Consider the following 4,276-nt stretch of genomic DNA (forward strand, 5'->3'; position numbering starts at 1 on the left):
CAGGACGGCTACACGGAGATGACCACGGGTCTGAAGGACGCCATTGCTGGTGTCGAGGACATGGCTCAGGCTCTGCGTGACATGGCCACGGCAATCCAGGACCTGGACTCGCAGCTCGCCGGCGGCTGATCGACGGCATTGCGCGGCGGTGCCAACCCTCTGGGTTGGCCCGCCGCTGTCAGTCGATGACGGTGTATCGCCCGGTCATCGGCGAGTGTCAGTACGTCAAGAGTTTGTCGGGGAACGGAAGGACGGTCGGATATGGCCGACGTCAGTATCAAGATCGCTGAGTTGGACACCGTAGCCAAGAGTCTCAGCAGCATCGTCGAGGAGTTCGAGCAAGCGAGCAGCCGCGCCGACAAGCTCGAGGACGCCATCGGGGACCCATTCGACCGCAATGACCTGCGGGAAGCTGCAGAGGATTTCGAAGATCGATGGAACAACAAGCGTGACGAGCTGAAGGACGCCCTCAAGGACGTGCAGGAGCATGTCAAGGGCGTGGTTGACGGGTTCCAGAACTGGGACAGCGAGACCGCGCTGGCGTTCGAGTCCAAGTGAGACGACAGTAGCGTGGTGGCGGAAACGACTGGGCTGTAGCTCGGGAACAAGGAGATCAAGTCGATGTTTGGCGGGATGGAAGACTCTCCCAAGGGCAGGGAGATCAAGCATGTCGAAGGCACGCCCGGAGAGATCGTTTCGCGAGGCAAGCAGATCGAGAGCCTCGGCAAGAAGATGCATGACGCTGCCACAACGCTGCAGACTCTCAAGGACAACAGCCTCTCGGATGGACAGCAGCAGGGTAAGGCCATCCAGAAGCTTCAAGAGATCATCGGCGACTCTCACGAGAAGCTGAGAGAGGCCGGCGACCTCTACGAGCCCGTTGGGCCTGTTCTCGTGCAGTACGGCGAATCGCTCGAGACGTGCAAGCCGAGGATCGACGGGAGTGCCAACACCTGCAAGGAGCTGTGGTCGACCTACGAGAACCTCCCGGGCGACAAGGACGACAGCACCACGGAGGAGGAGGGTGGCCTCCTCGGAATCGGCGGCACCGACAAAGAGGAAGCCACTGAGAACAAGGCCAAGAAGGAGGCGTACGAAAACTGGCAGAGCGAAGCCGAGGTCTTCGACACCTGGTATGACGTGTGGGAGGAAGCCTTCGACACGGCTACGAACGGCATCACCGACGGGACCTCGGGCGCAATTGAGGATAGTTGGTGGTCGGATGCGGCTGATATTCTGGGATGGGTCGCGTTCGCTGTTGGCATCGTTGCGTTGGTTATCGGAGGTCCTATACTCGGCGCCCTCGCTCTTATCGTTGGGGCCCTTTACTTGGTCGCCGTTCTTGGGCAGTTCTTTAATGATGAAGCCAATGGGTGGGATATATTCTTGGCAGCTGTCGCGATCGTTCCCATCGGAAAGCTGTCGACATTCGCAAAACTCGGCCATCTGAACAAGGCAGCTTCGAAGGCGGCGCTATTCGGGAATTTCGGTGCCTGCAAGGGCCTTACGAGTGCGCTCAGGAATCCGAAGTTGTATTACAGTGACGGGCTCATCGGAATCTTCAAGTCGAGTGGCGCGCGCACTGGATTCAGTAAACTGTTCCTGGGTAGCGAGGGATTCGCGAGCGTGTATCAGGCTCACCGTGGATTCTGGGCCGATAATGCCGCCATGGCTGGGCTGTCATCGGTCAGAAATCTAGCTGCATTCGACTTCGCGCTGACGGCGTTCTCGGGAGTGACGGGTCACTACGCCAATTTTGAGAGGATCCCGGCGCTCAATCTTCCCTCACTCAACATTCCGAGTTGGCTCGGTTGACCGAGACTGAGGCTGATAAATGACACAGCACGAATGGGCTCTCGACCTGGTGGAAGACTTTGAGGTCCCCGGATGGTTGTTCATCCCGGGCGGCCTCGACCCCGGCCAATCGGATGAATGGGTCTTAGCTGCGACGGAAGAAGTTGCCGGCAAAGAAGGTTGGGACGGGAGTCCGATTTCGAGAGCCGAGGCGGATGAGTTGCTTAGGTCCGCTCTTAGCGATCGCGACAACACCTCCTCGATTGCGACGTTTCAGGTGTGGCCGCCAATCGGACGAGTGACCGCGATGTGCCATATCGGTGTGTATCCATCCCTGGATATGCCGAAGTGGGTAGAGACCGACGCCATCGTGCATCGCTTTGAGGCGCCGCACATCGGACCTGGGCTTCAGTGCACGACACAACGGGTGATTTCGAACGCGGCCGGTGCCGATATCGATTTGGCTGGCATCCACTTCGTCTTCGACGACGGTGAGGCCACTCTCATTGTGAGTTTGGCGGAAGCGTTTGAACCGCTCACGGTCTATGCTCTTCGGGGCGTTCTCCCATTGCTTCGCAATCTTCGTCTCGTCCGTCCGGGGAACGGTCAGACGTTCCAGTCGGTTATGGTCGAAGGGGTTCTCGAGGAGTCCCCGTGGCAGTTTGAGGAGAGCGTATGAGTGCGTCCGATTTGCGTGCAGCGATGGGAATTTCTGCCGATCCCGAGTTTGACATCACTCTTCCTCCGGGTTGGTCTCGGAGAGCGGTCGATGATGAGACCTTCGAGATAATGGTCTCTGGGTTGAAGCAACGGCTCATGCAAGCGCACAAGATCGAGATGTACGCCGAAACCCGGCGACTGCTGAAGAAGTCATTCGATGACATGCGGGCGAATGGCGCGACGGCCTTTTTCGTCGCGACGGAGGAAGACAACCCATCTACCTTGTGGATGCCGGCTTCGATGATCGCATCAATTCGCCGAGCGGAGCCTGGGGCCAGCCTCGACGCCATGGCGCGAGAGCTAATTCGGGGACATGGGGCAACGCCCCTGTTGGGGGACGTCCGCACCCTGCGCTACGAGAAGGAGAAGCAGGTACAGGTGGGCAGCGAGTCCGTCCGCAATTGGTCGGTCACCTACCTGCTGCCGATTCCGGGAACGAACCGCCGTCGTGCATTGCAACTTGTGGCTGGATTTGGCGCGCCGCTCAACGTGCCGCAGGACGATCCCAAAGTTCTCGCCATCAAGCACCTTTTTGATACTTGTGTTTCGACGGTAAGGTGGCGTGCTGCCTCGGCGTCCGCGCCGAAGTAGGATGCGCTAGATATTGATGTTGGGATGTATCAGTAATGAGTGATGGTCTTGATGGCGTCGACCAAGTGCTCGGGTGGGTACGCGCGTCTGACTTTTCTCAGCCTGTCCAATGGGGCGTTATTGAGTCCGAGATTCTGAGCAAGCCGGCTCCGGATCTGGATCCACCGATGGGGCCGAGTCCGATCTTCGGTCTCCCGATTTACCTCTTGGGAGCGCTCCTATACGCCTTTCCCGCGCTCGGATTTATCGTGTTGATTTCTCGAGCGAATGGAGCTACCGGTGATTCGGACGCGTTGGCCTCTGCTGTGTTCATGGCGTATCTGATCGCACTGGCCGTTCCTTTCGTCACGTTCCAGATATGGCACGGTTTCGGTCGCCGACGCCGATTGATGGATTCGCTCGTTACCGCGGTATCGGGTGCGTCCGCTGCCGGCGCTTTCACCCTGCTTCAATGGGGCGGGGTGGACATTGGCGGCAGTTTGCTCGTTCTACTCGTTCTTGCGGCGGCCGTCGCAAACCTTGGTTTCCTCGTATTGTGGCTTTTCGGCTCACGACCCGGGAGTCCGACGACGCCCCGAAACGCTCGCCCCCAGAGCCGGGAGGATCTGAACTACAACAATGTCCGGGCGCAGGCCATTGAGATCCTGGTGAAGCGCGGCGTCGTGAACGAAAGAGACATCGACATCCCGGCGATGCTCAACATGCCGATCGGGTCCTGGCGACAACTAGACGCCTGAGGACAACTAGCCGGGCTGTGGTCGGGACTCCGCGGCCGAGCTCATGACGTACGTGGTCCTGCACGGATCCCCGAGGCGGGTGCGGTCCGTAGCTGGCGGTTCCCCTACATCGAGATGATGCCGAGGGAGGCCAAGATAAGGAAGATACCGCCGCCGCCGAAGATGATGAAGATCGCGCCGTAGTTGATGATGCGACCGCCAGTTGAGCCGCCGCTGACGATGTCGCTGGAGTCGGGGTCGGCGGGGTCGTACATGATCTCGATGATGTCGCCAACCTTCCCGTTGTGGAGATGCTCGACCTCACCGACGTGCTGAATTCCAGCGGCGTCCCGATACTCGTAGTGGGCGTGGACGTATGTCTCCGTCGTGCTCGACTCGATGAACGAGGACCGGTAGGCCTTTTCTTGGGCACTGCGAATTGTCGCCTGGGAGGG

The 4,276-nt window shown here is 59.3% G+C and carries 6 protein-coding genes; 5 read left to right on the forward strand and 1 reads right to left on the reverse strand.

Translation table 11 applies throughout. The features are described 5' to 3' along the window. Positions 1–261: 261 nt before the first annotated feature. The 5 genes from ACFX43_RS07305 to ACFX43_RS07325 all read left to right on the forward strand — a co-directional run bounded on the left by ACFX43_RS07305 (position 262) and on the right by ACFX43_RS07325 (position 3,842). Positions 262–558, forward strand: coding sequence for a flagellar protein FlgN (locus ACFX43_RS07305; RefSeq protein WP_378818850.1), 297 nt, complete (start codon positions 262–264; stop codon positions 556–558). Positions 559–633: 75 nt separating this feature from the next. Beyond that, positions 634–1,815, forward strand: a complete 1,182-nt coding sequence (locus ACFX43_RS07310) for a hypothetical protein (RefSeq protein WP_378818853.1) — start codon at positions 634–636, stop codon at positions 1,813–1,815. A 19-nt stretch (positions 1,816–1,834) separates the two neighbouring features. Next, positions 1,835–2,473, forward strand: coding sequence for a hypothetical protein (locus tag ACFX43_RS07315; RefSeq protein WP_378818855.1), 639 nt, complete (start codon positions 1,835–1,837; stop codon positions 2,471–2,473). Continuing rightward, positions 2,470–3,105, forward strand: a complete 636-nt coding sequence (locus ACFX43_RS07320; protein ID WP_378818858.1) for a hypothetical protein — start codon at positions 2,470–2,472, stop codon at positions 3,103–3,105. The genes ACFX43_RS07315 and ACFX43_RS07320 overlap by 4 nt, the downstream gene beginning before the upstream one ends. 35 nt (positions 3,106–3,140) lie before the next feature. Beyond that, positions 3,141–3,842: a hypothetical protein gene (locus ACFX43_RS07325; RefSeq protein WP_378818861.1), complete on the forward strand. Its 702-nt coding sequence runs from the start codon at positions 3,141–3,143 to the stop codon at positions 3,840–3,842. Positions 3,843–3,946: 104 nt separating this feature from the next. On the opposite strand, the gene ACFX43_RS07330 is transcribed toward ACFX43_RS07325, so the two are convergent. Continuing rightward, positions 3,947–4,276, reverse strand: a 330-nt coding sequence (locus tag ACFX43_RS07330; protein ID WP_378818863.1) for a DUF3592 domain-containing protein, incomplete at its 5' end; no start/stop codon positions are given.

This window comes from Nocardioides sp. YIM B13467 (genome assembly GCF_042788075.1).
Lineage (GTDB): Bacteria > Actinomycetota > Actinomycetes > Propionibacteriales > Nocardioidaceae > Nocardioides.

Coding starts and splice junctions, on each gene's coding strand:
- ACFX43_RS07315 (WP_378818855.1), top strand. CDS start 1,835: ATGACACAGCACGAATGGGCTCTCGACCTGGTGGAAGACTTTGAGGTC.
- ACFX43_RS07310 (WP_378818853.1), top strand. CDS start 634: ATGGAAGACTCTCCCAAGGGCAGGGAGATCAAGCATGTCGAAGGCACG.
- ACFX43_RS07305 (WP_378818850.1), top strand. CDS start 262: ATGGCCGACGTCAGTATCAAGATCGCTGAGTTGGACACCGTAGCCAAG.
- ACFX43_RS07325 (WP_378818861.1), top strand. CDS start 3,141: ATGAGTGATGGTCTTGATGGCGTCGACCAAGTGCTCGGGTGGGTACGC.
- ACFX43_RS07320 (WP_378818858.1), top strand. CDS start 2,470: ATGAGTGCGTCCGATTTGCGTGCAGCGATGGGAATTTCTGCCGATCCC.